This window comes from Bizionia gelidisalsuginis (genome assembly GCF_008086185.1).
In the GTDB taxonomy this organism is placed as follows: Bacteria; Bacteroidota; Bacteroidia; order Flavobacteriales; family Flavobacteriaceae; genus Bizionia; species Bizionia saleffrena.
On record NZ_VSKN01000013.1, the window covers coordinates 36,503 to 60,333 of the forward strand.

Annotated in this window: 23 protein-coding genes; 5 read left to right on the forward strand and 18 right to left on the reverse strand. The window is 35.9% G+C overall.

The genetic code is table 11. The annotated features are described in order from the left end of the window. Window positions 1-5: 5 nt before the first annotated feature. The 3 genes from ES677_RS10350 to ES677_RS10360 all read right to left on the reverse strand — a co-directional run bounded on the left by ES677_RS10350 (window position 6) and on the right by ES677_RS10360 (window position 5,651). Window positions 6-2,018 carry a fumarate reductase/succinate dehydrogenase flavoprotein subunit gene (locus ES677_RS10350; RefSeq protein ID WP_148370627.1) on the reverse strand — a complete coding sequence of 671 codons (2,013 nt, stop codon included), beginning with the start codon at window positions 2,016-2,018 and terminating at the stop codon, window positions 6-8. Between the two features lie 14 nt (window positions 2,019-2,032). Beyond that, the gene (locus ES677_RS10355; RefSeq protein ID WP_148370626.1) at window positions 2,033-2,707 is read right to left on the reverse strand and encodes a succinate dehydrogenase cytochrome b subunit; all 675 of its coding nucleotides are present in this window, start codon (window positions 2,705-2,707) and stop codon (window positions 2,033-2,035) included. 103 nt (window positions 2,708-2,810) lie between these two features. Next, window positions 2,811-5,651: a WD40/YVTN/BNR-like repeat-containing protein gene (locus tag ES677_RS10360; RefSeq protein WP_246124492.1), complete on the reverse strand. Its 2,841-nt coding sequence runs from the start codon at window positions 5,649-5,651 to the stop codon at window positions 2,811-2,813. A gap of 121 nt (window positions 5,652-5,772) precedes the next feature. Between ES677_RS10360 and ES677_RS10365 the strand changes: the two genes are divergently transcribed. From ES677_RS10365 to ES677_RS10375, 3 genes are all read left to right on the forward strand, one after another. Then, complete coding sequence (locus ES677_RS10365) at window positions 5,773-6,357, forward strand: Crp/Fnr family transcriptional regulator (protein ID WP_148381201.1); 585 nt, start codon at window positions 5,773-5,775, stop codon at window positions 6,355-6,357. Window positions 6,358-6,428: 71 nt separating this feature from the next. After that, the gene (locus ES677_RS10370) at window positions 6,429-7,721 is read left to right on the forward strand and encodes an aminopeptidase P family protein (RefSeq protein ID WP_148370623.1); all 1,293 of its coding nucleotides are present in this window, start codon (window positions 6,429-6,431) and stop codon (window positions 7,719-7,721) included. A gap of 219 nt (window positions 7,722-7,940) precedes the next feature. After that, window positions 7,941-8,408: a CBS domain-containing protein gene (locus ES677_RS10375; protein WP_148381202.1), complete on the forward strand. Its 468-nt coding sequence runs from the start codon at window positions 7,941-7,943 to the stop codon at window positions 8,406-8,408. 18 nt (window positions 8,409-8,426) lie between these two features. On the opposite strand, the gene ES677_RS10380 is transcribed toward ES677_RS10375, so the two are convergent. After that, window positions 8,427-8,774 carry a hypothetical protein gene (locus tag ES677_RS10380; protein ID WP_148381218.1) on the reverse strand — a complete coding sequence of 116 codons (348 nt, stop codon included), beginning with the start codon at window positions 8,772-8,774 and terminating at the stop codon, window positions 8,427-8,429. A gap of 578 nt (window positions 8,775-9,352) precedes the next feature. On the opposite strand from ES677_RS10380, the gene ES677_RS10385 reads away from it, so the two are divergent. Beyond that, complete coding sequence (locus tag ES677_RS10385; protein ID WP_148370621.1) at window positions 9,353-9,685, forward strand: single-stranded DNA-binding protein; 333 nt, start codon at window positions 9,353-9,355, stop codon at window positions 9,683-9,685. A gap of 66 nt (window positions 9,686-9,751) precedes the next feature. Here ES677_RS10385 and ES677_RS10390 read toward each other — a convergent pair whose 3' ends face one another. Then, window positions 9,752-10,717, reverse strand: a complete 966-nt coding sequence (locus tag ES677_RS10390; RefSeq protein WP_148381203.1) for an endonuclease/exonuclease/phosphatase family protein — start codon at window positions 10,715-10,717, stop codon at window positions 9,752-9,754. A gap of 79 nt (window positions 10,718-10,796) precedes the next feature. On the opposite strand from ES677_RS10390, the gene hflX reads away from it, so the two are divergent. Further along, a complete protein-coding gene (gene hflX, locus ES677_RS10395; RefSeq protein WP_148370619.1) occupies window positions 10,797-12,020 on the forward strand; it encodes a GTPase HflX in 1,224 nt (407 codons plus the stop codon). A gap of 164 nt (window positions 12,021-12,184) precedes the next feature. On the opposite strand, the gene ES677_RS10400 is transcribed toward hflX, so the two are convergent. From ES677_RS10400 to ES677_RS10460, 13 genes are all read right to left on the reverse strand, one after another. Beyond that, the gene (locus tag ES677_RS10400) at window positions 12,185-13,114 is read right to left on the reverse strand and encodes a DUF3078 domain-containing protein (RefSeq protein ID WP_148381204.1); all 930 of its coding nucleotides are present in this window, start codon (window positions 13,112-13,114) and stop codon (window positions 12,185-12,187) included. A gap of 85 nt (window positions 13,115-13,199) precedes the next feature. After that, the gene (locus ES677_RS10405; protein WP_148370617.1) at window positions 13,200-13,706 is read right to left on the reverse strand and encodes a DUF2480 family protein; all 507 of its coding nucleotides are present in this window, start codon (window positions 13,704-13,706) and stop codon (window positions 13,200-13,202) included. Between the two features lie 151 nt (window positions 13,707-13,857). Then, the gene (locus tag ES677_RS10410; RefSeq protein ID WP_148370616.1) at window positions 13,858-14,184 is read right to left on the reverse strand and encodes a DUF59 domain-containing protein; all 327 of its coding nucleotides are present in this window, start codon (window positions 14,182-14,184) and stop codon (window positions 13,858-13,860) included. A 67-nt stretch (window positions 14,185-14,251) separates the two neighbouring features. Next, a complete protein-coding gene (locus ES677_RS10415; protein ID WP_148370615.1) occupies window positions 14,252-14,677 on the reverse strand; it encodes a SufE family protein in 426 nt (141 codons plus the stop codon). Window positions 14,678-14,742: 65 nt separating this feature from the next. Then, a complete protein-coding gene (locus tag ES677_RS10420; RefSeq protein WP_170234459.1) occupies window positions 14,743-15,525 on the reverse strand; it encodes an META domain-containing protein in 783 nt (260 codons plus the stop codon). Between the two features lie 605 nt (window positions 15,526-16,130). Continuing rightward, the gene (locus ES677_RS10425) at window positions 16,131-17,345 is read right to left on the reverse strand and encodes an aminotransferase class V-fold PLP-dependent enzyme (protein ID WP_148370613.1); all 1,215 of its coding nucleotides are present in this window, start codon (window positions 17,343-17,345) and stop codon (window positions 16,131-16,133) included. 201 nt (window positions 17,346-17,546) lie between these two features. After that, the gene (gene sufD, locus ES677_RS10430; protein ID WP_148370612.1) at window positions 17,547-18,860 is read right to left on the reverse strand and encodes a Fe-S cluster assembly protein SufD; all 1,314 of its coding nucleotides are present in this window, start codon (window positions 18,858-18,860) and stop codon (window positions 17,547-17,549) included. 76 nt (window positions 18,861-18,936) lie between these two features. Then, window positions 18,937-19,689 (reverse strand): Fe-S cluster assembly ATPase SufC, encoded by a 753-nt coding sequence (gene sufC / locus ES677_RS10435; RefSeq protein ID WP_148381205.1) that lies wholly within the window; start codon window positions 19,687-19,689, stop codon window positions 18,937-18,939. After that, window positions 19,676-20,038 carry a hypothetical protein gene (locus ES677_RS10440; RefSeq protein ID WP_148370610.1) on the reverse strand — a complete coding sequence of 121 codons (363 nt, stop codon included), beginning with the start codon at window positions 20,036-20,038 and terminating at the stop codon, window positions 19,676-19,678. Before ES677_RS10440 ends, sufC begins: the two co-directional genes overlap by 14 nt. 37 nt (window positions 20,039-20,075) lie before the next feature. Then, window positions 20,076-21,524: a Fe-S cluster assembly protein SufB gene (sufB, locus tag ES677_RS10445; protein WP_148370609.1), complete on the reverse strand. Its 1,449-nt coding sequence runs from the start codon at window positions 21,522-21,524 to the stop codon at window positions 20,076-20,078. Between the two features lie 24 nt (window positions 21,525-21,548). After that, a complete protein-coding gene (locus ES677_RS10450; protein WP_148370608.1) occupies window positions 21,549-21,878 on the reverse strand; it encodes a HesB/IscA family protein in 330 nt (109 codons plus the stop codon). A gap of 107 nt (window positions 21,879-21,985) precedes the next feature. Then, window positions 21,986-23,050 carry a cytochrome-c peroxidase gene (locus tag ES677_RS10455; protein ID WP_148381206.1) on the reverse strand — a complete coding sequence of 355 codons (1,065 nt, stop codon included), beginning with the start codon at window positions 23,048-23,050 and terminating at the stop codon, window positions 21,986-21,988. A 6-nt stretch (window positions 23,051-23,056) separates the two neighbouring features. Continuing rightward, on the reverse strand, window positions 23,057-23,830 hold the full coding sequence (locus ES677_RS10460) for an MbnP family protein (protein WP_148381207.1): 774 nt from the start codon (window positions 23,828-23,830) through the stop codon (window positions 23,057-23,059). Window position 23,831: the final 1 nt, after the last annotated feature.

The following is a 23,831-nucleotide window of genomic DNA, read 5'->3' on the forward strand; positions in this document are numbered from 1 at the left end:
TTTCCTTATTTATAACTTCTTTGTTTTAATTCGATATCCTTAAACTCTAATTCTTCTTTGTGTAATACAGCAGCACTTGGTTCTCCTTTGTATTCCCAAGCCGCAACGTAAGCATAATTCTCATCGTCTCTTTTTGCTTCTCCTTTTTGTTCTCCGCTTAATTCTATAGAGTCTTCTCTAAAGTGACCTCCACAAGATTCTTCGCGATCTAAAGCATCTTTTGCAAACAATTCTCCTAATTCTAGGAAATCTGCTACACGACCTGCTTTTGCTAATTGCTCGTTAAACTCTTCGTTAGTTCCTGGTACTCTTACTTCTTTCCAAAATTCTTCACGAAGGGCTTTAATTTCAGAAATCGCTTCTGTTAAACCTGTAACGTTTCTAGACATCCCAACTTTATCCCACATGATTTTTCCTAATTTCTTATGGAAATAATCTACAGAATGGCTCCCTTTATTAGTGATAAAGAAATTAATTTTCTCTTTCACTTCTTTTTCAGCTTGCACAAATTCTGGTGTTTCCGTTGAAATTGGTCCGGTACGAATATCATCAGACAAATAATTTCCAATAGTGTACGGTAACACGAAGTAACCATCGGCTAAACCTTGCATTAATGCTGAAGCTCCAAGTCTGTTTGCTCCGTGATCAGAGAAGTTAGCTTCTCCAATAGCGTACAATCCAGGAACGGTAGTCATTAAATTATAATCTACCCAAAGACCACCCATTGTATAATGCACCGCAGGATAAATCATCATTGGTGTGTTGTACGGATCTTGATCTACGATTTTCTCGTACATCTGGAATAAGTTTCCGTATTTATTTTTTACAACTTCTTGTCCTAATTTTTTAATAAGCGCTTTATCGTTAGCATCTAAATGCTTCACTGTCGCTTGTTCTTTTCCGTAACGTTGTATTGCCGTTGCAAAATCTAAATATACCGCTTCACCTGTAGCATTAACACCGTAACCGGCATCGCAACGTTCTTTGGCTGCACGAGAGGCTACATCACGAGGTACTAAGTTACCGAATGCTGGGTAACGACGCTCTAGGTAGTAATCTCTATTTTCGTCAGCAATTTCTGTTGGCTTTAAACGGCCTTCGCGAATTGCTGTGACATCTTTCATATTTTTTGGCACCCAAATACGTCCGTCATTTCTTAACGACTCAGACATTAACGTTAGTTTAGACTGATGATCGCCAGAGACTGGAATACATGTTGGGTGAATTTGTGTGTAACACGGGTTTGCAAAGTAAGACCCACGCTTGTGCGCTTTCCATGCTGCTGTTACGTTACTTCCCATCGCATTGGTAGATAAGAAGAATACGTTACCATAACCACCAGTTCCAAGAACAACTGCGTGTGCAGAGTGACGTTCAATTTCTCCAGTAACTAAGTTACGTGCTATAATTCCACGTGCTTTTCCATCGACAACAACCACGTCTAACATTTCGTGGCGGTTGTACATTTTAATTTTACCACGACCGATTTGACGGTTCATAGCAGAATAAGCACCTAATAATAATTGTTGACCTGTTTGTCCAGCAGCATAAAATGTTCTTGAAACAAGAACACCACCAAAAGAGCGGTTATCTAGTAAACCACCATATTCGCGGGCAAAAGGAACCCCTTGCGCCACACATTGGTCGATAATATTTGCTGAAACCTCAGCAAGACGATACACGTTAGCTTCACGCGAACGGTAATCACCTCCTTTTACAGTATCGTAAAACAATCTGTAAGTAGAATCTCCATCTCCTTGGTAGTTTTTTGCTGCGTTAATCCCCCCTTGTGCTGCAATTGAGTGCGCACGACGTGGAGAATCTTGAAAACAAAATGCTTTTACGTTATAACCAAGCTCTGCTAAAGTTGCAGCAGCAGAACCTCCGGCCAAACCTGTACCAACAACAATAACATCTATGTTACGCTTGTTAGCTGGGTTAACCAAGTTAATATGATTTTTATAATTTGTCCATTTATCTGCAATTGGACCTTGAGGTGTTTTTGAATCTAAAGCCATTTTTAGATGAGTTTTTAGTGATTAAAATAATGGAATAATGCTATGAATACAAAACCTAACGGAATTATGATTGCATAGGCCTTTCCAAAACCTTGTAATCCTTTTGTGTATTTGTTGTTTGCTCCAGTAGACTGAAATGCAGAACTAAACCCGTGGAGTAAGTGTAATGCTAAAAACACAAACGCGATACAGTATAATACTACTCTCCAAACATCTACAAACTTATGCTGAAGCTCTTCAAAATATCTATACTCCCCATTTGGAAGTAGTCCAGACATATCACCTTCAATAAACTTTGTGTTTATTTCTGGCAACCAAAAATCGTAAAAATGAAGACCAATGAAAGCTAAAATAGCTAACCCGCTCCAAATCATATTTCTACTCATCCAAGTTGAGTTTGCATTTCCATTGTTTTTAGCATAGCTAATTTGTCTCGCATTACGGTTTCTTACCTCTAAAACAAAACCCATTATAAAGTGAAAAATCACACCAAAAATTAAAACTGGTTGTAATACATATTGTACCAACCAGAATGTTCCCATAAAATGAGAAACGTTATTGAAAGTGTCTTCACTAATAACAGATAGTAAATTAATTGTAAAATGTTGTAATAAAAAGACCATTAGAAAGAATGCCGAAAGTGCCATGGCAAACTTTCTTCCTATTGACGAATTTAAAATCCCGCTCATTATTTTGAAGTTATTATTTGTTATACAAAGATAAGGTACATCGAGAAGTATAAAAATTTATATTCTCTTTAAAATATTATTTAGAATAGGTTTAAGTAAGAAACTACTCGATTACAAAGGTCTCCTTTGCACCATCTATCTTCACAACATAGTTTCCTTTAGGTAAATAATAATGGTTATTTTTTGCTTTCTCTATAGATATTGACGTGTCTTTTTTCAATAATTTCGCTCTTATTTTTTCTGAAATACTTAAATTATAAGTCAACACATTATACCCTTTATCTACTGATTTAGATATCGTTTTTACTACTTTTCCTCCTTTTGAAGAAATAGTAATCGCTTTATCACCTCCTTCATGGGAGTAAAAAGCAATCTCTAATTCGGGCGTGATTGTATTGGACCACTGACTGTAAGAATCGCCCCAGCGTGGCGAATGTTTAACCGTTTTAAAAGGAAATATAACCACCTCATTTTGTAAACTGTCCGCCGTCATTTTTTGAAGCTGACTAACATTCGTTTTGTAAATACTCCTTCCGTGAGTAGCCAGTAATAAATCATTAGATTCTTTATGAATAACCATATCATGCACAGCAACGGCAGGTAAATTCTCTACGAATGCTTCCCAAGATTCTCCGGTATTAAAACTTACATACGCACCGTTATCGGTACCTAAATAAATTATAGACGCACTGTTTTCATCCTCAACAATAACGTTTACCGCCGACACTGGTAAATTGCTATTTATGGCGCTCCACGTTTCCCCGTAATTATCCGAGACATATACATAACTTTTAAAATCATCAAATCTATAACCATTCAAAGTCGCATACACGCGTTCTTTTTTATATTTTGAAGCCACCACTCTACTCACCCAAAGATCTTTTGGTAACGTATTATTTATAAGTTTCCAAGTAGCCCCTCCGTTTTTAGTTACTTGTAACAAACCATCGTCGCTACCCGTATAAATCAGTCCAAACTGAAAAGGCGATTCGCTCATCGTTGTGAGCGTACCGTAAGCTACATTTCCTGTTTTCCCACCTTGCGTTAAATCTGGGCTTATAACGTCCCAATCCGTTCCTTGATTTAACGAACGCATCACTTTATTCCCGCCGAAATACAAAATATCCTGATTGTGCTGCGATAATAAAATTGGCGTTTGCCAGTTGAAACGATACGGTTCTCCACCTTCTTCAGGTTTGGGCTGAATATACGTTTGCGATTCTTTTTCGCGATCGATTCGATAATAATTCCCAAACTGATAGCCGGTGTAAATAATATCTGGATTTCTATTATCGATTTCAATTTTCATTCCATCACCACCCATTATGCCTTCCCAAGGATAATGTCCGCTTTGGTTCCAGCTTCTGTCGTGTTTCGCGTTATGCGGCCCAAACCAAACCCCGTTATCTTGCAAACCACCATACACATTATACGGCGTTTGGTTATCGACGTTAATAGCATAGAATTGTCCCACAGCATTTACATTTAGCTTTTCCCAAGTCGCACCATCGTCGTAACTCATATTCAAGCCCCCATCATTTCCATCAATTAAATGCCCTTGTTTATTTGGGCTTACCCACAACGCTTGATGATCGGCATGCACATTCTCCTGACTAATGTTTTTGAAAGTTTTGCCACCGTCTTTAGATTTTAAAATAGGAACGCCGAGTACATAAATGCCATTTTCGTCTTGCAAATCGACTCTAATTTCACCAAAATAATAACCATAACTGTAATACAGATCATCGATATAGTTATTATGTGTTTTGGCCCACGATTTTCCACCATCAATACTTTTATACACCTCAGCACCAATTACCGGCGTTTCAAAAAGCATCGCATTTGTTGTCTTTAAAAAATTGGTCAATTCTGAAGGTTTCGCCAATCCGCTTCTAATAATTTGCTTTACATTTTCGGCTCTGTATTTTTCGCGAAAACCATTTGTTTTTAAAAATGCATTAATTTTTTTATCAGATAATTTCAAAAAATCTTCACCAGGCATCGCTTTTGGCCCCATTGTATTAAAACTATTGTTATTAATATCTGCATCTCCAGGCGGACGACGGTTTTGATTGTCTAGCAACGCATACACGATATCTTCATTAAAAACCGCTAAACCTATTCTTCCCACACCATCATCAACAGGAAACCCACTATTTGCTAAGGTAACTTTACTCCAGTTTTCACCACTATCATTACTTTTATAAATGGCCGAACCGGTACCGCTTCCGCTAAAATTCCATGCTTTTCGATCCCGCGTCCAAGACGAGGCGTATAAAATCTTTGTATTATTTAAAGGACTATCGATATCAATAATTCCTGTGGAATCGTTAATAAATAGTTTTTGTTCCCAAGTCGTACCGCCATCCGTAGTTTTATAAATACCACGCTCTTTGTTATTGGAGTACAAATGCCCCGTTACACCAACGATTACGGTCTCCGGATGACTAGAATCAATAATAATGCGCCCAATATGATGCGACTCTTTCAACCCCATATTCTCCCAAGTCACCCCTTGGTTTGTAGATTTTAAAATACCAATGCCAGCGTAAGACGAACGCGAACTATTATTTTCGCCTGTCCCTACCCAAATGGTTTTCGTTTTCCAATCGACAGCAATATCACCCACATTTTGAGTCGGTGCCGAATCTAAAACAGGCTTAAAAGAAGACCCATTATTTGCAGTGTACCAAACGCCTCCCGACGCATAACCTACATAAAACTCACTATTATTTTCTGGGTTCACCTCTACATCTACCACCCGACCACTCATCACTTTTGGTCCGATAGTTTCGAACGCTAAATTTTTGACTAATGATTGCTTTTGTAACTTTTCTTTTTGAATTAAAGATTCCTTAACAGCATCAGCAGTCGTTGGTACTTGTTGTGCCGAAACACTAAACATACTTATAAAAAGAAACATTAAAAATATCCTAAACATCATAACTTTATAGTTTAAGCACCAAAATTACTTAATATTTAAAAAACTGCGCTAAAAACAACATAGAGATTAATTTTATAGTTCTATTTTTGTTATTAGCAGTTGTAATACGCCCCTTTAAACAATGAACTCTTCACAAAATAATCTAGTAATCTTTTTAAAAAGTGTGATTAATGCTTCAGAATTAGAGCATCACATTCCGGATATTTTAGAATGTTTCACCAATTTAAAGCTTCAAAAAAATGAATTTTTCGTAGAAGAAGGTCGCATTTGTAAATACTTCTGCTACATTAATACTGGTGTTTTACAACATTCTATTTCGGTTTTGGGCGAAGAAAAAACAACGTATTTAGGACTTAAAAATGCTTCCACTTCTGCATTAAATAGTTTTATGAACAGCGTGCCGTCTAGAAAAAATATAAAGGCGATTAGCGATTGTGATTTATGGGTTATTACTTCTGAAAACTTTTCGGCGTTATTAAAAAATAATAGTGCGTTTAAAGCTTTTTATTATAAACTTATTGAAAAGCAAATTTACCGTATCGACGATTACCGCATCGATTTATTAACACTCACGCCCGAAGAACGCTACCAAAAACTACTACACAATGAGCCCAATTTATTACAAGAAGTACCGCTGCATTATCTCGCTTCCTTTTTAGGGATTTCGTCGCGACAAATGAGTAGGATAAGAAAAAATACACGATAGCGCCAAATGGCGTCGTTTATTGGTGTTCGATTCTTTAATTTTGGAAAGCTAATAGAAAAAACACATTATTTATGAAATACCATCAAATAGACAACGCCCTTTTTATTAAAAACCGTAAAAACTTTGCTGCAAAAATGCAACCAAGTAGTTTAGCGGTTTTCAATTCTAACGATGTCTACCCTATTAGTGCCGATAGCACATTGCCATTTGCACAACACCGCGATATTTTTTATTTAAGTGGTGTCGATCAAGAAGAAAGTATTCTTGTTCTTTTCCCTGACTGTCCAAATCCAAAACATCGCGAGGTTTTATTCTTAACAGAAACAAACGAACATATTGCAGTTTGGGAAGGTGAAAAACTAACCAAAGAAGCCGCTCTAGAGACTAGTGGCATCAAAACCGTATACTGGTTAAAAGATATGGAAAAAATAATGTTCGAAATGATGACACAGTGCGACACTGTTTACATCAATACAAACGAACATTACAGAGCCAATGTGGAAACAGAAACGCGCGAAGACCGCTTTACAAAATGGCTAAAAGACAAATATCCGGCGCACCGTGTTGCTAAAAGCAACCCGATATTACAACGTTTACGCGCGGTTAAAGATCCAATTGAAATTGATTTAATGCAACGCGCTTGCGACATTACCGAAAAAGGTTTTAGACGTGTTTTAAATTTTGTGAAACCTGGAGTTTGGGAACACGAAATTGAAGCAGAATTAATGTACGAATTTTTAAAAAACAGATCTAAAGGATTCGCTTACTCACCAATTATTGCGTCTGGTAACAATGCCAACGTTTTACACTATGTAGAAAATAATAAAGAGTGTAAAGATGGTGACTTAATTTTATTTGATACTGCTGCAGAATATGCTAATTATTCAAGTGATTTAAGTAGAACGATTCCTGTTTCTGGTCGATACTCAAAACGACAACGTGCAGTTTACGATGCCGTGAACAGAGTAAAAAAGGACGCCTCCAAATTATTAGTTCCTGGAACACTTTGGGCAGAATACCACGTTGAAGTTGGCCATTTAATGACTAGCGAATTACTAGGTTTAGGTTTACTTGACAAAGCCGATGTAAAGAATGAAAACCCAGATTGGCCAGCGTATAAAAAATACTTTATGCACGGTACTTCTCACCATATTGGTTTAGACACGCACGACTATGGTATTTTGGCAGAGCCAATGCAAGAGAATATGATCTTTACTGTAGAGCCTGGAATTTATATTCCTGAAGAAGGTTTTGGTATTCGTTTAGAAGATGATCTTGTAGTTCAAAAGAGTGGTGAACCATTTAATTTAATGGGTAATATTCCTATTGAAGCTGAAGAAATTGAAGAGCTAATGAACAAATAAAACACTACTAATAGTTTAAAAAAGCGAGCGTTTAGCTCGCTTTTTTTTTGCCCTATACCTAAAATAGTAACTAGCAAGCCCCCTTATAAAACCGGTTATTAAAGGCTCAGAACAAAGAAAAGCGTCGTCTTAAAGCGTTATTAATGCGATACTCTTAATATATTAGGATAACTATTAATAAATTAGTAGCTTTAGTTAATTCTAAAAATAAAAAACATTATGGGTATTAAAAGTTTTCAAGGTGTTAGAAAAGATCAGAATCAAGATATAGAAAAAGAGTTGTTTAAAGTGAGTGATTTTATGACGACAGATCTCATTACGTTTAAAGCCAGCCAATCTGTGGAGGAGGTTATCGACATTTTAATTAAATATAAAATTTCTGGTGGCCCTGTAGTTAACGATAAATATGAACTTGTTGGTATTATTTCTGAAGGGGATTGCATTAAACAAATAAGTGAAAGTCGCTACCATAATTTACCAATGACCGAAGATAGTATTGAAAAATATATGGCTAAAAACATTGAAACGATAGATGGCAACCTAAATGTATTTGACGCAGCCAAACAATTTCTAGATTCTAAGAGAAGACGGTTTCCTATTGTAAAAGATGGTAAGTTAGTCGGACAAATAAGTCAGAAAGATATTTTAAAAGCTGCTATTAAATTAAAAGGGCAAAACTATAAATAGAAGATAGCGCCTCCGCTTTTATTTTCTTTTTACCAACGCATAAAAATCATTATCTAGCGGCAAGTAGCCTTGGTCGTAAACAAAATAATATACGGTACCCACTTTCGTGGTATAAATACTAGTAAAGTAATTAAAATCGAACCCCTTTTCTATTAATTTAGTTTTGGTGGTTTTTGTTTTTTGGTCGGGGTTAGACTCTTCCAAAATACGCCAGTTTTTACGCAATCGGTTATTAATATTCCGGATTAAGTTCTTCCCGTCTTTATTCATTTTATTATTGTAGGCATTCCGGCAACCGTCACTACAGAATTTTTTATCTATTCTACCTACTATTTTATCTCCGCATTCCGGGCATAATTTGGTCATCATTATCGCTTTTTATAATTAAAGTTATCCTCTTCAGTTGAGTTATTATTGTCTATAGCCACATATATATTCATTGGTTATCGCTAATACTCTCAAATGTAAAGCCGTTAAAAGAAACGTGGTTCTTTATTATGTTAATCAGTTTTGTATCTATCAATTCCTTCCCTGACCTCAAAGCCGGGTTTATGGTGTTTCAGTTGAAATAAAAACGTGAAATTTATGGCTCTTATGATCCCTCTATTTTTTCAAATCCATTCTCTCGTGTAAATTTCTAATAATTTCAATATCGTTTTCATTTAGACTTCGATATAAAATACTATGTCGGTTCACTGTCATTCCGAATAAATTTTAAAAAACCCCCGAAACTTTTTTCTTGAATCTGGGTTATCAGCAATTTATTGACACTCTAAAACAAGAATTTTATCATAATTAAATATACAACTTATTCGTTTACAAACGACTACAAACATTTACAACCGACATTAATTAAGTAATTACCGATTAACACTGTGATGGCGTCGCATCTTTGCAGTGTTGAATTGAACTAATGAGATTCAATATATATAAAACCTTATCTTATGAATACGTTAAGAAACAAAGTACAGTTAATTGGTAACTTAGGAAATGATCCGGAAATTATTAATCTTGAATCCGGAAAAATGCTTGCTAAATTCTCCATTGCCACCAACGAGAATTATAAAGATGCGAAGGGCGAAAAAGCAACAGATACCCAATGGCATAATGTCGTTGCTTGGGGAAATGTAGCCGCGATAGCCGAAAAATATTTACAAAAAGGGAAAGAAGTCGCTATAGAAGGTAAGCTCACCACCCGATCTTGGGAAGATAAAGAAGGCGTAAAACGCTATACCACAGAAGTGGTTTGCAATGAGCTTTTACTACTTGGTAAATAACCTTCATTGCTATTAACTCCATTATTTAATTCCATAGGAAAAGCCGTTTATAACAACTGGCTTTTCTTATGTTTTTGTTAATGTCATATACACTGGGAAGTGATCGCTATAACCGCCCAAATATCTTTTACCGGCATAGGTTCTAAACGGATTACCTTCGTCTTTTCCTTGCTGTTGTTTTAAAAAATCGGCATCAAAAATATTGGCTTTATAGAAACGTAAAGCATTCTTTTTACGTTCGAATAAATTCGGCGTTATTAAAAACTGATCGAACAAATTCCAAACATCATAATGCATAGTTGTCCCGCGATCAAGATCTAACAAAGTGTCCATTGGGTTATATAAATTATGGCTTTCTACCAATTGGTTAATGCTTTTGGAGGAGGGGTCGTCGTTAAAATCGCCCATTATAATTACTTTTGCATTAGGGTCTTTTTCTTTTAATTCCGTAATAATCTCCGTTACTTTATTAGCGGCAATAACCCGTTTATATTCACTACTCTTATCGCCCAATCGTCGCGAGGGCCAATGGTTAACAATTAAATGCAACTCTAAACCATCTAGTAACCCACTAACCAACAATATATCGCGCGTATATTCTTGCACCCCAAAATCATCGATAAGCGTTAAACTATAAGCTTTGGTATACGCCACTTTAAAAATATCGGCATTGTAAAGCAACGCCACGTCTATACCACGCACGTCGGGAGAATTGTAATGTATACATTTATAGTTGTATTCGTTTAAATACTCTAAGGAGACTATATCGTTTATAACCGCCTCATTTTCAACCTCGGCGAGACCAATAATTACTGGTGGAATTCCGGCTTCTTCTTTACCAATATTAGAAATGGCAAACGACAGTTTTCTAATTTTATTTTGGTATCTTTTAACAGTCCAACGACGGGTTGCATTTTGCAGCGCATCGTTCTCTCGCGTGACCTTATCGTTGTAAATATCGAATAAGTTTTCAATATTGTAAAATGCAATGGTATATTTCTTTAATTTAGTTGTAAAAGCGTTTAATCTCAAGAGACGGGTATTTATTGGCTTTAAAAATAGAGAAATTAATCTGATTTCATTTACGTAACTTTGTACTTTAAATTAATATATGTTAGAAAAAAAAGATATCGCTTTAGAAAAAGCAGTTTTAATAGGAGTAATTACCAAAACCCAAGACGAAGATAAGTCTCAAGAATATTTGGACGAGTTAGAATTCTTAACGTATACCGCAGGTGGTGAGGTGTTAAAACGCTTTACTCAGAAAATGGAAATACCAAATCCTAAAACCTTTATAGGAACTGGTAAAATGGAAGCCGTTAGACAATTTATTGAGGACAACAATGTGGGTACTGCTATTTTCGATGACGAGTTATCGGCAGCCCAAGAACGAAATATTAGTAAAATATTAAATTGCAAAGTTTTAGACCGTACCAATTTAATACTAGATATTTTTGCTCAGCGCGCACAAACCAGCTATGCAAGAACACAAGTTGAACTCGCACAATGTCAGTACCTATTACCACGACTAAAAGGAATGTGGACTCACCTCGAAAGACAAAAAGGGGGAATTGGAATGCGTGGTCCTGGTGAAACAGAAATCGAAACCGATAGACGTATTGTAAGAGACCGTATTTCGTTATTAAAAAACAAGATAAAAGTTATCGACAAGCAAATGTCTGTACAACGTGGTAACCGTGGCCAAATGGTGCGTGTATCCCTTGTAGGTTATACTAACGTTGGGAAATCTACACTTATGAATACCATAAGTAAAAGCGAAGTATTTGCCGAAAACAAGCTCTTTGCCACCCTAGACACGACGGTTCGTAAAGTAGTAATACAAAACCTACCGTTTTTATTAACCGATACTGTTGGCTTTATTAGAAAACTACCAACGCAATTAATCGAAAGCTTTAAAAGTACGCTAGACGAAGTGCGCGAAGCCGATCTATTATTGCACGTGGTTGATATTTCTCACCCTAATTTTGAAGAGCATATTGCCTCTGTTAATAAAATTTTAGGAGAAATTGACAGTGGCGATAAACCTATTATTATGGTCTTTAATAAAATTGACGCATATACTGCAGAACCTTTCGATGAGACCGATCTTATTGCAGAGCGTGGCGAAGAGCACTACTCGCTAGCCGAATGGAAACGCACGTGGATGAATCGTGTGGGCGAAAATAACGCTCTCTTTATTTCTGCATTAAACAAAAGCAATATTGAAGAATTTAAGAAACGTATTTACGACGAAGTTCGCGATATTCACGTAACGCGTTTTCCATACAATCATTTTCTATATCCCGATTACGAAGCTTCAGAGGAAGAAGAATAGAATACGTTGGGCGTTACCCTATAGGTCAGGCTCTCGGCAGTCGCTTCCCGATAAAAATTGGGAGAGCTTCAATAATGCCTCCATCCTTAACGCATATAAAAAACGCGATACTTTTAAATAGGTATCGCGTTTTTTAATGTCGTTTTATTATAATTTGGTTCTACTTAAAAAGCATAACTCAAACCCAATAACCAATACGTTTGTAATTCGTTATCCACGGTATCGAACGTTGGACTCGCTGGAGCAACCGCATTAGCAAGCGCATAATTTAAAGCTTCCTGCTTGTTTTGTCTTAAACCAAAATCGAAACCAAGGCCAATCTTTTTCCATAATTTGTAAGAAAAAGAATTAATCCAAGTATAGTTAGAATAATCAGCATCTTTATAGCTATAAAATAAAGAGAGGTTAGACTTAAAGTTAATCTTACCAATCTGTCTCGTATAATCTGCTACAATTTTAGCCCCTAAAGACGATTCGAAAACAGTATCCCCAGAGCTAAACACAAAGTTGTAGTTTAAAGGATGCATAACAACAAATAAATTTTCAATCGGCGTCCAAGTACCCCCAACTCCCACATCTAAATACCCAGGATCGTTAAAATTGTTAAGTAAAGTTGTCCGGTATTCTCCTAAAGTTGAGATTGCGAATTTTTCACTTAGCTTCCTGCCGTATAAAGATGAAACATTAAAAACATCGGTTGCTTCCCTAAATTCGCTACTATCGGTTGGGTCGTCCTTATCGTCTAATTTTACCCACGCTAAATTTACATTTAAAGCATTTCTCCAAAAAAAGGTGTCTCCTTTTAAATTGGCAAAGGCGTTTACAGTAAAACCTAAGTTCGCCGAACTGTTATTTGGAGTCCCTTGAGAATACCAATTATTAAATTCAGAAAAACTCCCACCAATGGTTCCAAAGGCTCCAATACGCCATCCTGGAAGCGCATTAATTTGAGCTTGTAAAGCATCAGCTTCTGCTTGTAACGCATTGGCTTCCGCTTGTTTTTCAAATTTTTGGGATTTTAAGTCTTCTTTAGTTTGAGCCTGCATTGCAGCCATTCCAAATACAAATGCTGCGCATAGAATACATTTTTTCATCTTTTTAGTTTTTTGAAGGAACAAAACTACTTTTTATAGTTCGCTTAATCCACTAAATTTAATAAAAAAAGTGCCCAATTAAAAATTATCTTCTTTTATACAAGGGAACCGACGAGCACGCCTCGCCAAATAATATAGACTTTGCTACTGGTTTTAATGCTTGAGAGAGCATAATATAAGCTGCGGTTGGTACTGGTTTTTTAGAACACCCCTTAATAATTATAGGCTGATCTCTGTACGTTTCCACGTCGATATCTTTAATAATATCCTGGTATAATTGCGTTTCTAAAGCGTCTAAGTCTCCTAAAACTGTTCGTTTTACAAAAGGTTCTAAAGCAAAAGTCATAAGCATAAATGCCCAAGCTGGCACAATAGCATCGCTAGAACAAATAAGGCCAACATACTCGTCTTGGTGCTGCGCCCAATCGTAATTTTTAACAGATTCACGGAACTCCTTTTCACGAAGCACAAACCCTTCGTACAACCAATCCTTAATATCGAAAAGTGTACGTTTTCCTTTTGGGTAGTAATCTTCTAAATCGAATACTACCAACTTACTATTTGCCACGCGGTTAATAATCTCTTCTGCCATATTCTAGTATGAGTTAAAATAACGTAATATTGTAAACGTTTATTTTAAAATTAAACTCTGTTTGTTGTTAAGTCTTTTATGTAATAAATAAGCAATACGCTTAACTTATTTATAGCGCGACGTATTGCATTATTTTAAGATTGCATTGACATTAAAGCATCCCCAATTCTAGTTTTGCTTCTTCACTCATCAATTCTTGAGTCCAAGGCGGGTCGAAAGTAATTTCTACCTCAGCATCTTTCACTTCGTTTATAGACTTTATTTTCTCTTCCACTTCCATTGGTAATGATTCGGCTACTGGACAGTTCGGCGTCGTTAATGTCATTAAAACTTTAACATCGTAATCTTCACTTACAAAAACATCGTAAATTAAACCCAGTTCGTAAATATCTACTGGTATTTCAGGATCGTAAATGGTTTTTATAACCTTTACAATTTTCTCTCCTAATTCTTGGGTATCTATAGTTGTTTCGCTCATTATTCTCTTTTTAAACTTCCGTAATTTTGAAAGCAGTATTTAATATATCTATGGTAATTAAAATAAATTAGTTTAATTGTGTTTGGTACGCTATTGCATACATTTTTAATTGCTTTATCATACTCACCAATCCGTTAGCACGCGTAGGAGATAAATGCTCTTTTAAACCTATGGCATCTATAAAATCGGTATTGGCTTCAAGAATGGCACTTGGATGTTGGTTTGAAAACACACGAATTAAAATGGCTATAATTCCTTTAGTTATAATAGCGTCACTATCTGCAGTAAAAGCAATCGTGTCGTTATTTAATTCGGCATGTACCCAAACTTTACTTTGGCATCCTTTTATAATATTGTCTTCGGTTTTATATTGCGCTTCAATTAACGGAAGATCTTTACCTAAATCAATCATATATTGATACCGTTCTTCCCAATCTTCAAACATTGAAAATTCATCAATAATCTCTTCTTGTATTTCTTTAATAGTCTGCATTTTTATCGATTAAATATTCGTACTTATAGATTACAAAATTAAGCATTACAATTGTAAAACTCCTATTATTTGTTATTTGTTAACCCTATCATTTTTTCAATAACAGCGGCCAGAATGGTATTCGGGTTACCGGCATCAAACGCTTGAGAACGGTACGTTTTACCATTTTTAATCACCGTTAAACTTCCAATTGCGGCACCGTCGTATTGGTGTGCTTTACTTGGCGCTTCTAACTCCGGAATCGTACTTAAATCTATAGCATTTACTAATTCTAGTACTCGCGCCCATTCTGTATCGTTAAGCGTTAAGGTCTGTGCTTTCGCATTGCGCTCATTGACCCAAGATAGCCGTTTATTATCGATAGCTATATTTTTATAACTACCTCTAGAGACCTCAGAATAGTCTACACTAGGGTTTTCACTTTGTGCTATTTTATTGTCGCTTTTTTGCTCTGCAACTAACACGGTGGCCTCATTATTTTTTAATTGCAGAGTAGTGCCCGAAATATCAAACGCATTTACTTCAGCTAAAGCCTTAAGCAAATGCTGCTCTTTAATGTTGTCTTCTGGGCTACACATTTTATGAGTAGTAGCTAAGGCACCAAAATTTAATTGGTTTCCATTTACAGTATAGTCTCCAAAAAATCGATTACAACCAGAAAATCCTGAAACTTTTTGGGTTTGAGTATCGAACTCTACGGTTAAATTGCTATAAGCGTCGCCGTTTACTTTAGAAACCGTAAACGGTCCTGAGGTTAATTTATTCGTTTTTTCGGCCATTACCGTTCCGTTATTCGCTCCGCCACAATTAAGTAGAAAAACAGTTATTAATAGAGTTATTAGTTTCATAGTTTTTAGTGTTTGATGAATAGTATATAACATTACAAAAACAAAGCCACAGTTCACAGATTCCTTAAATAACTTAGAAAGGCTAAAATTACGTATGATGTCGTTTTAAACCTTGTCTAGCTAAAATTAAAGATAAAATTTAAATTTAGTTCAAAATAATTACATAAATAGTGGTTAGGTTTTGTTTTACTATGCACTATAGTATCCAAATTGACTATAACTTTAGACAAAATTGTTAAGTCCTTCTCCGCTGAATTACTAAATTTTACAACGAGCATATTAAAGAAAAACAGTAAGATCGTGGGTGATTCAATAAAAACCTCCGTAAATAAAGGCAGACGCTTTATTACTGTTTATTTGCGTTTCCACGTACTAATGAGACTCACATTATTGATTTTAAGCCGATTGTAATTCAATACAGGTATAATCATCTCTAAACAGATTTGGTTGTAATTATTCGTCTATTAATCTTTAGAAGAGATACGTTTAAGACCCACTTAAAGCTAGTAAAACAGAAAATAGTCTAGGATTTCGACTTTATCTCCCAAAGGAAGAAGAATCCTTTTTGTAAACGGCAGCAATATTTAGTTAAACTATAAATAAGGTTACATCAACATCATTTTTGCTTTTTTTACACCTTCCACTAATACATCAATTTCTGATTTTGTATTATAAAACGCAAACGACGCTCTTACGGTTCCTGGAATCTTAAAGAAATCCATAATAGGCTGCGTACAGTGATGCCCCGTTCTTACAGCAATCCCCATTTTATCTAATAAAGTGCCCACATCGTAGGGATGAATACCTTCTAAATTAAAGGAAATAACAGACGTCTTATTTTTACTTGTTCCATAGATTTTTAAGCCTTCAATTTCTAAAAGCTTTTTAGTTCCGTAATCCAGTAATTCGTGTTCGTATTCTGCAATCTCTGAAAAACCAATCGCATTCATATAATCGATGGCGGCTCCAAAAGCGATAACACCACAAATATTTGGTGTTCCTGCTTCAAATTTATGAGGTAATCCAGCATACGTGGTTTTTTCAAAACTTACTTGATCTATCATCTCCCCACCACCTTGATATGGCGGTAATTTAGTTAACCACTCTTCCTTACCGTAAAGCATCCCAACTCCCGTTGGACCACACATTTTATGCGCAGAGGTAACGTAAAAATCGACATCTAAAGCTTGAACATCGGGTATAAGATGCGGACACGCTTGCGCCCCATCGATCAAAACAGCTGCTCCGAAATCGTGGGCTTTCTTAATAATATATTCAATAGGATTAATCGTTCCTAAGGCATTAGAAATATGATTAACAAGGACTAATTTGGTACGATCTGACAATAAATCATCATAGGCGTTCATGATTAACTCACCGTCCAAGTTCGCTGGAATCACTTTTAAAATCGCTCCTGTGCGCTCGCAAAGCATTTGCCAAGGCACGATATTACTATGGTGTTCTAAAGCTGAGACTATAATTTCATCGCCTTTACTTAACAATGTAGTAAACCCATAGGCCACTAAATTGATGCTTTCTGTGGTACCCGCAGTAAGTATAATCTCGTAGTTATGTTTTGCGTTAAAATGGCGCTGTACCGTATTACGAGCCTCCTCGTATTTATCGGTTGCTTCTTGACTTAAAGTATGTACGCCTCTATGAATATTAGCATTGTAGTTGCTATAATAATCTACAATAACATCTATAACCTGTTGTGGCGTTTGAGACGTTGCAGCATTATCAAAATAAACTAAAGGTTTACCGTTTACTTGACGTGAAAGTATTGGGAAATCTTTTCTTATGTGGTCTACTTTTAGCATAACTTTAATGTGTAATACGTTGTTTAATTGCCGTTAAAGAAGCGTGAGTCTTAACGTTTATACAAAAATACGAAACGTTTTTCATCTTTTCAGATCCTTTAGGCAATATCGCCTCGTTGATTAAGAATTTCATTTTTAAAGAAAAAAAGCCATTCCTATAGAATAGAAACGGCTTTTTTAAATACTATTATTTAGTGTTTTTTATAAGTCGAAACCAATATTTACACCTAATTTATTAGCTATTAAATTTGTAATACGTTGTTTTAATTCTGGAATCCTTACCGAACTCAGAACATTATTACTAAACGCATACATTAATAAAGCTTTTGCTTCTTTTTTTGGAATACCACGAGATCGCATATAAAATAGAGCACTCTCATCTAATTGTCCAATAGTACATCCGTGAGAACATTTTACATCATCTGCAAAAATTTCAAGTTGCGGTTTCGAATTAATAGACGCTTTATCGCTGAGCAAAATGTTATTGTTAGATTGAAACGCATTGGTTTTTTGTGCTCGCTTTTCAACTACAATTTTACCATTAAATACACCCGTAGAACTATCTCCGAAAACACCTTTATAATCTTGGTGACTTTCGCAGTTTGGTTCAATATGATGCACTAATGTGTTATGATCGACATGTTGCTTATCACCGATGATAGTGATGCCTTTCATCGTTGAGTCTATACGCTCACCATTTTGGTAAAAATTAAGGTTGTTACGCGTTAATTTTCCTCCAAAAGAAAAGGTATGTACTAAGCAGTGACTTTGATCTTTTTGGTTTACAAATGTGTTATCAATTAACGAGGCGTTACTATTGTCGTCTTGTAGTTTATAATAATCTACAATTGCACGTTTTGCCGTATAAATCTCTGTAACACTATTAGTAAGCACAGGGTTATCGGTTAAACTTTGATGACGCTCGAAAATCTGTACTTCTGAGTTCTCATCCGCAACAATTAAGTTACGTGGTTGTAACATTAATGCCGATTCGTTACCCGTAGAAAAGTGTATAATTTGAATTGGCTTTTCTACCAGTTTGTTTTTAGGAATATGAATATAAGCTCCTTCACTAGAAAAAGCTGTATTTAAAGACGTTAAACTATCTTTCGTAGCTATTTTATTAAAATAGTTTTCGATTATTTGTCTGTATTTCGGTTTATTTAATGCCGAAGACATTAAACAAACATCTATTCCGTCATGCGTTGTTTGCGATAAATGAGAGGAGTACTTACCATCGATAAAAATAATTTTATACGTATCGATATCGTCTAAAAAGTACTCTTTAATGTCTTTATACTCTATAGCATTCTCTTGCTTTGGAAACAGGCTATAATCGTGTTTTAAAATAGCATTTAACGACGTATATTTCCAAGCTTCCTCTTTTTTAGTAGGAAAGCCTTGGGTTTCAAAGGTCTTTATAGCTTCATTTCTAATATCGTGCACAGGCGAATGTGCATCGATACTTTCTTCGAATGCTAAAAAGGATGATACCAATTTTTCTTTTAAATCCATTGTTGTTATGTCTTTAGTCGTTGTTCAGTTTGCAGTCGTTTTAAGGACGCATTACTCTATAACTACGCACTAAGTTTTACGCGTTTACTTCTTCTTTAATCCAATCGTAACCTTTTTCTTCTAGCTCATGCGCTAGCTCTTTTCCTCCAGATTTCACGATTCTACCTTCATATAATACATGTACAACATCGGGAACGATATACTCTAACAATCTTTGGTAGTGCGTAATTACTATTACGGCATTATCTTTAGATTTTAATTTATTCACTCCATTTGCTACAATACGAAGCGCATCGATATCTAAACCAGAATCCGTCTCATCCAAGATGGCTAATTTTGGCTCTAACATTGCCATTTGGAACACTTCGTTACGTTTTTTCTCACCTCCAGAAAACCCTTCATTTAAAGAACGTGATAAGAATTTTCTATCAATTTCTAAAAGCTCAGATTTTTCACGAATCATTTTAAGCATATCTTTTGCTGGCATATCGCCTAAGCCTTTAGCTTTACGTGTTTCGTTGATGGCTGTTTTTATAAAGTTTGTTACAGAAACACCCGGTATTTCTATTGGATATTGAAAAGATAAGAAAATACCATTATGCGCTCTTTCTTCTGCTGAAAGCTCTTCGATATCTTCGTTTTCTAAAATAATCTCACCTTTAGTTACCTCGTATTCCTCTTTACCAGCTATCACTGAAGCTAATGTACTTTTACCAGAACCGTTTGGTCCCATAATAGCATGTACTTCTCCAGCCTTAACTTCTAAGTTAATACCATTTAATATAGGTTTACCTTCAACACTTGCGTGTAAGTCTTTAATCTTCAACATATCCTTTTTGTTCTAAAATTACTGCTTTGTTAAGATCTGAATTTTGCTTCTTAACGCTAATTATTTCTTTAATTTCTATGCTATTTGGCCAGCCTTCTTCACCCTCCGGCTTTGGTACAATGTATCCTCTTACTTGCACTAAAACGCCATCTGTAGGTGCCTCTTTAAAGCTTTTAGCTTGCGCGTTTAACTCTTTTGTTTTTTCGTTTAAAATAACCCCGTAAATAGCATTATTTCCTACTTGTAACACGGCTGCATCTGCATAATATATATACTCGCCTTCAAACAATGTCGTTTCTTTACAGCTTAGTAAAGCAAGACCTATAAATAAAAGAAGTATTTTTTTCATTGTATTTCTATTTAAGCACTACTTGTTTTGCCCGTTATTATCCTACAGATCCTTCTAAACTAATTTCTAATAGTTTTTGCGCTTCTACAGCAAATTCCATTGGTAAATTATTTAGCACCTCTTTACTAAACCCATTAACAATTAATGCAATGGCTTTTTCTGTATCGATACCCCTTTGGTTACAATAAAACAGCTGGTCTTCACCAATTTTACTAGTTGTTGCCTCGTGCTCTACTTGCGCCGTTTTATTTTTAACTTCTATATACGGAAAAGTGTGTGCTCCACAATCATTACCCATTAATAAACTGTCACATTGTGAAAAGTTACGGGCATTTTGTGCTCTTGGGCTCACTTGCACTAAACCACGATAGGAGTTATGAGATTTACCTGCCGAGATTCCTTTAGAAATAATAGTCGACTTAGTATTATTACCTAAGTGAATCATTTTTGTTCCGGTATCGGCTTGTTGGTAATTGTTTGTTACTGCTATCGAGTAAAATTCTCCTATCGAGTTATCCCCTTTAAGAATACAGCTTGGATATTTCCAAGTCACGGCACTTCCTGTTTCTACTTGTGTCCAAGAAATTTTTGCGTTTTTCTCGCATAATCCTCTTTTGGTCACAAAGTTAAAAACACCCCCTTTACCTTCGGCATTTCCTGGGTACCAGTTTTGTACCGTACTGTATTTTATTTCAGCATCGTCTAAAGCAATAAGCTCTACAACCGCAGCGTGTAATTGATTTTCATCTCTACTTGGCGCCGTACAACCTTCTAAGTAACTCACATAACTTCCTTCGTCGGCAATCACTAAAGTTCTTTCAAACTGGCCTGTTCCGGCTTGGTTAATTCTAAAATACGTAGATAATTCCATTGGGCATTTCACCCCTTTTGGTATATAGCAAAAAGAGCCATCACTAAATACTGCAGCGTTTAACGCCGCATAGAAGTTGTCTTTTTGCGGAACGATTGTTCCTAAGTATTTTTTTACTAGTTCTGGATACTCTCTAATTGCTTCAGAAATCGGGCAAAATATAATACCTTTTTCTCCTAGAGTTTTCTTGAATGTTGTAGCAACAGACACTGAGTCTACCACCACATCCATAGCAACACCAGATAATTTTTTCTGCTCGTCTAGAGAGATTCCTAACTTAGCAAAAGTAGCTAACAACTCAGGATCTACCTCATCTAAACTATCGTATTTAGGCTTACTATTTGGCGCTGAATAATACGAAATGTTTTGAAAATCTGGCTTTTCGTAATGCACGTTAGCCCATTCTGGTTCTTCCATCTCTTGCCAAACCCTAAAAGCCTCCAGTCTCCAATCAGTCATCCATTGTGGCTCTTCTTTCTTCATAGAAATAGCGCGTACAACGTCTTCATTTAAGCCAACAGGAAACGTCTCAGATTTTATATCTGTATAAAAACCATATTCATATTCCTTGGTTTTTAATTCTTCTCTTAAATCGTCTTCAGTATACTTCGACATAATTCAATCTTTCTTTTTTAAATGTTATAATGAAAATGATTCTCCGCAACCACACGTTCGGTTCGCATTCGGATTATTAAAAACGAAGCCTGCTCCATTTAAACCTCCAGAATACTCCAGTGTAGTCCCGATTAAGTATAGAAAACTTTTTTTGTCGACGATAATCTTTACGCCGTTATCTTCAAATACTTTATCCTCTTCAATTTGCTCTTTATCAAACTTTAAATCGTATGATAAACCAGAGCAACCACCACTTTTAACACCCACACGTATGTAATGTTTTGTGTAGTCAAAACCTTCTTCCGACATTAGTTGCACGACTTTTTTCTTAGCTGTTTCAGAAACCTTTATCATAATTTGTATTAGAATTAATCTAAATAGGCTACAAATATACGATATATGTCCCGCGTTACAATACTTAGTAACATTATATTAGCCTATGGGCAAATAGGCAAAACTTATTAGTTAATAAACTCCGGATTATTAAGAAAAGAAGGGTCTGAAAGCGAGAGAAGAAAGGCTTTTAAGTCGGTTTTATCTTGAGGTATTAATTGCACGCCACCTTGATTTATTTTTTTCATTAAGGGATCTATAGTTGAAGAATTTTGAAGTCCTTGACTGTAATGATTTATAACCTCATCGATAGTTTCAAAACGACCATCGTGCATATAGGGAGCTGTGTAGGCCAAATTGCGAATGGAAGGCGATTTAAATTTACCATTATCACTAGGATTTCCAGTAGTCGCCCCCAAACCTAAATCGGCAAAACTAGAATCTAATCCATTGTTATGAAACATATTATCAGTCCATAATGGATTGTTAGGACTCCCGTGGCAGTGAAAACAATCGCCTCGGGCTTCGTCCATAAAAACGTGAAGCCCATTTTGTTCTTGCGGCGTTAAAGTAGCGTCACCTAAAAGATATTTGTCGAATTTTGAATTTCCTGAAATCAATGTGCGTTCAAATTGTGCTAATGCTTTTGTAGTTAGCGTTTTTGTAATAGGAAAAGCACCAAACGCGTTTTCGAACAAAGTAGGATATTCCGAATGATTACTTAATTTCGAAACGACGTCGTCCCAATTGCTATGCATTTCTATAGGATTTTGAACGGGAGTTAACGCCTGACGCTCGATACTGAGTTCGCTACCGTCCCAATTGAAACGTTCGCCGTAATTCCAAGCCAAATTAAATAACGGCATTACATTACGCGTACCAAAATCACCATCTATTCCTGCACTTGTTGGTGTGCTGTCTGAAAACGCGTGTTGCGGCGAATGGCACGTCGCACACGATTGTGTTTCGTCTCCCGATAAAATGCGGTCGAAAAACAATTTTTTGCCCAAAGCAACGCCTTCTATAGTTTGCGGATTGCTATTTGGAATAATCGGGCTGAGTAAGTTTTCCTTAAATACAGGTGGTATTTTTAAGGGCAATGGTGTTGAAACAGCCTCATACGCCGCTGCATCATCTTTAGAACAAGACCACGCTAAACAAACTAACAACACAAGTACACTTAAACGTTTCATTTTTATTTAGGGTGTTACAGTTCCTAGAGAAAATACAGATTGTCCGTTTTCACTCATTAGTATTTGCGCTTCAGAATTAGGCATTAATACCGAATTTAATACGTTTAAATCCCATACATTCGGGTTTCTAAACCATTCTGCAATATTCATTTTAACTTCAACAATAGTCTCACTTGCAATGTTTACCGCCCCTAAATTGACGGTAAAAAAAGTGTCTTGTGGAAACGTTGGGTTGGACCCAACATTATCTACCGCCCTTATAGCGTGGTAATTATACCCCATTTCTTCCGCCGCCGAATTTACAAACTTTCCATCCATTTGCATATAATGGTAACCTCCACCTAGCATCTCGGGCACGTTAAAAGATACCGAATTTAAATCAATATAATTCTGCATATTAGCTTCATTATTTAAACCAAACGTAAAGGAAACGTTTGTATAAAACCCTGTCGGAATTTCTAATTCGGGCGTGTAGGTTAACCCTGAATCTTCAGTAACATCTATTAAATGATGACCGTCGATTACAATATCCTCTCCATTCCCTCTTGTAAATGTGACTTCTGAAATTAAATAACGTAACCGCTCAACACTTAACTCCTCGCCATTGGCATTTATGAATTGTAACGTATTGAAATCGGCACTACTCACAGTACGCGCGTTCCACTGATGAGTGAACTTAAATTGCGTTGCTGCTGAAGCTTTTAAATTATCATCTAAATCATCTCCGCAAGAAGAAAAGGCGACGAAAACCAATAACAATAAAGTATAACTGTTTTTCATT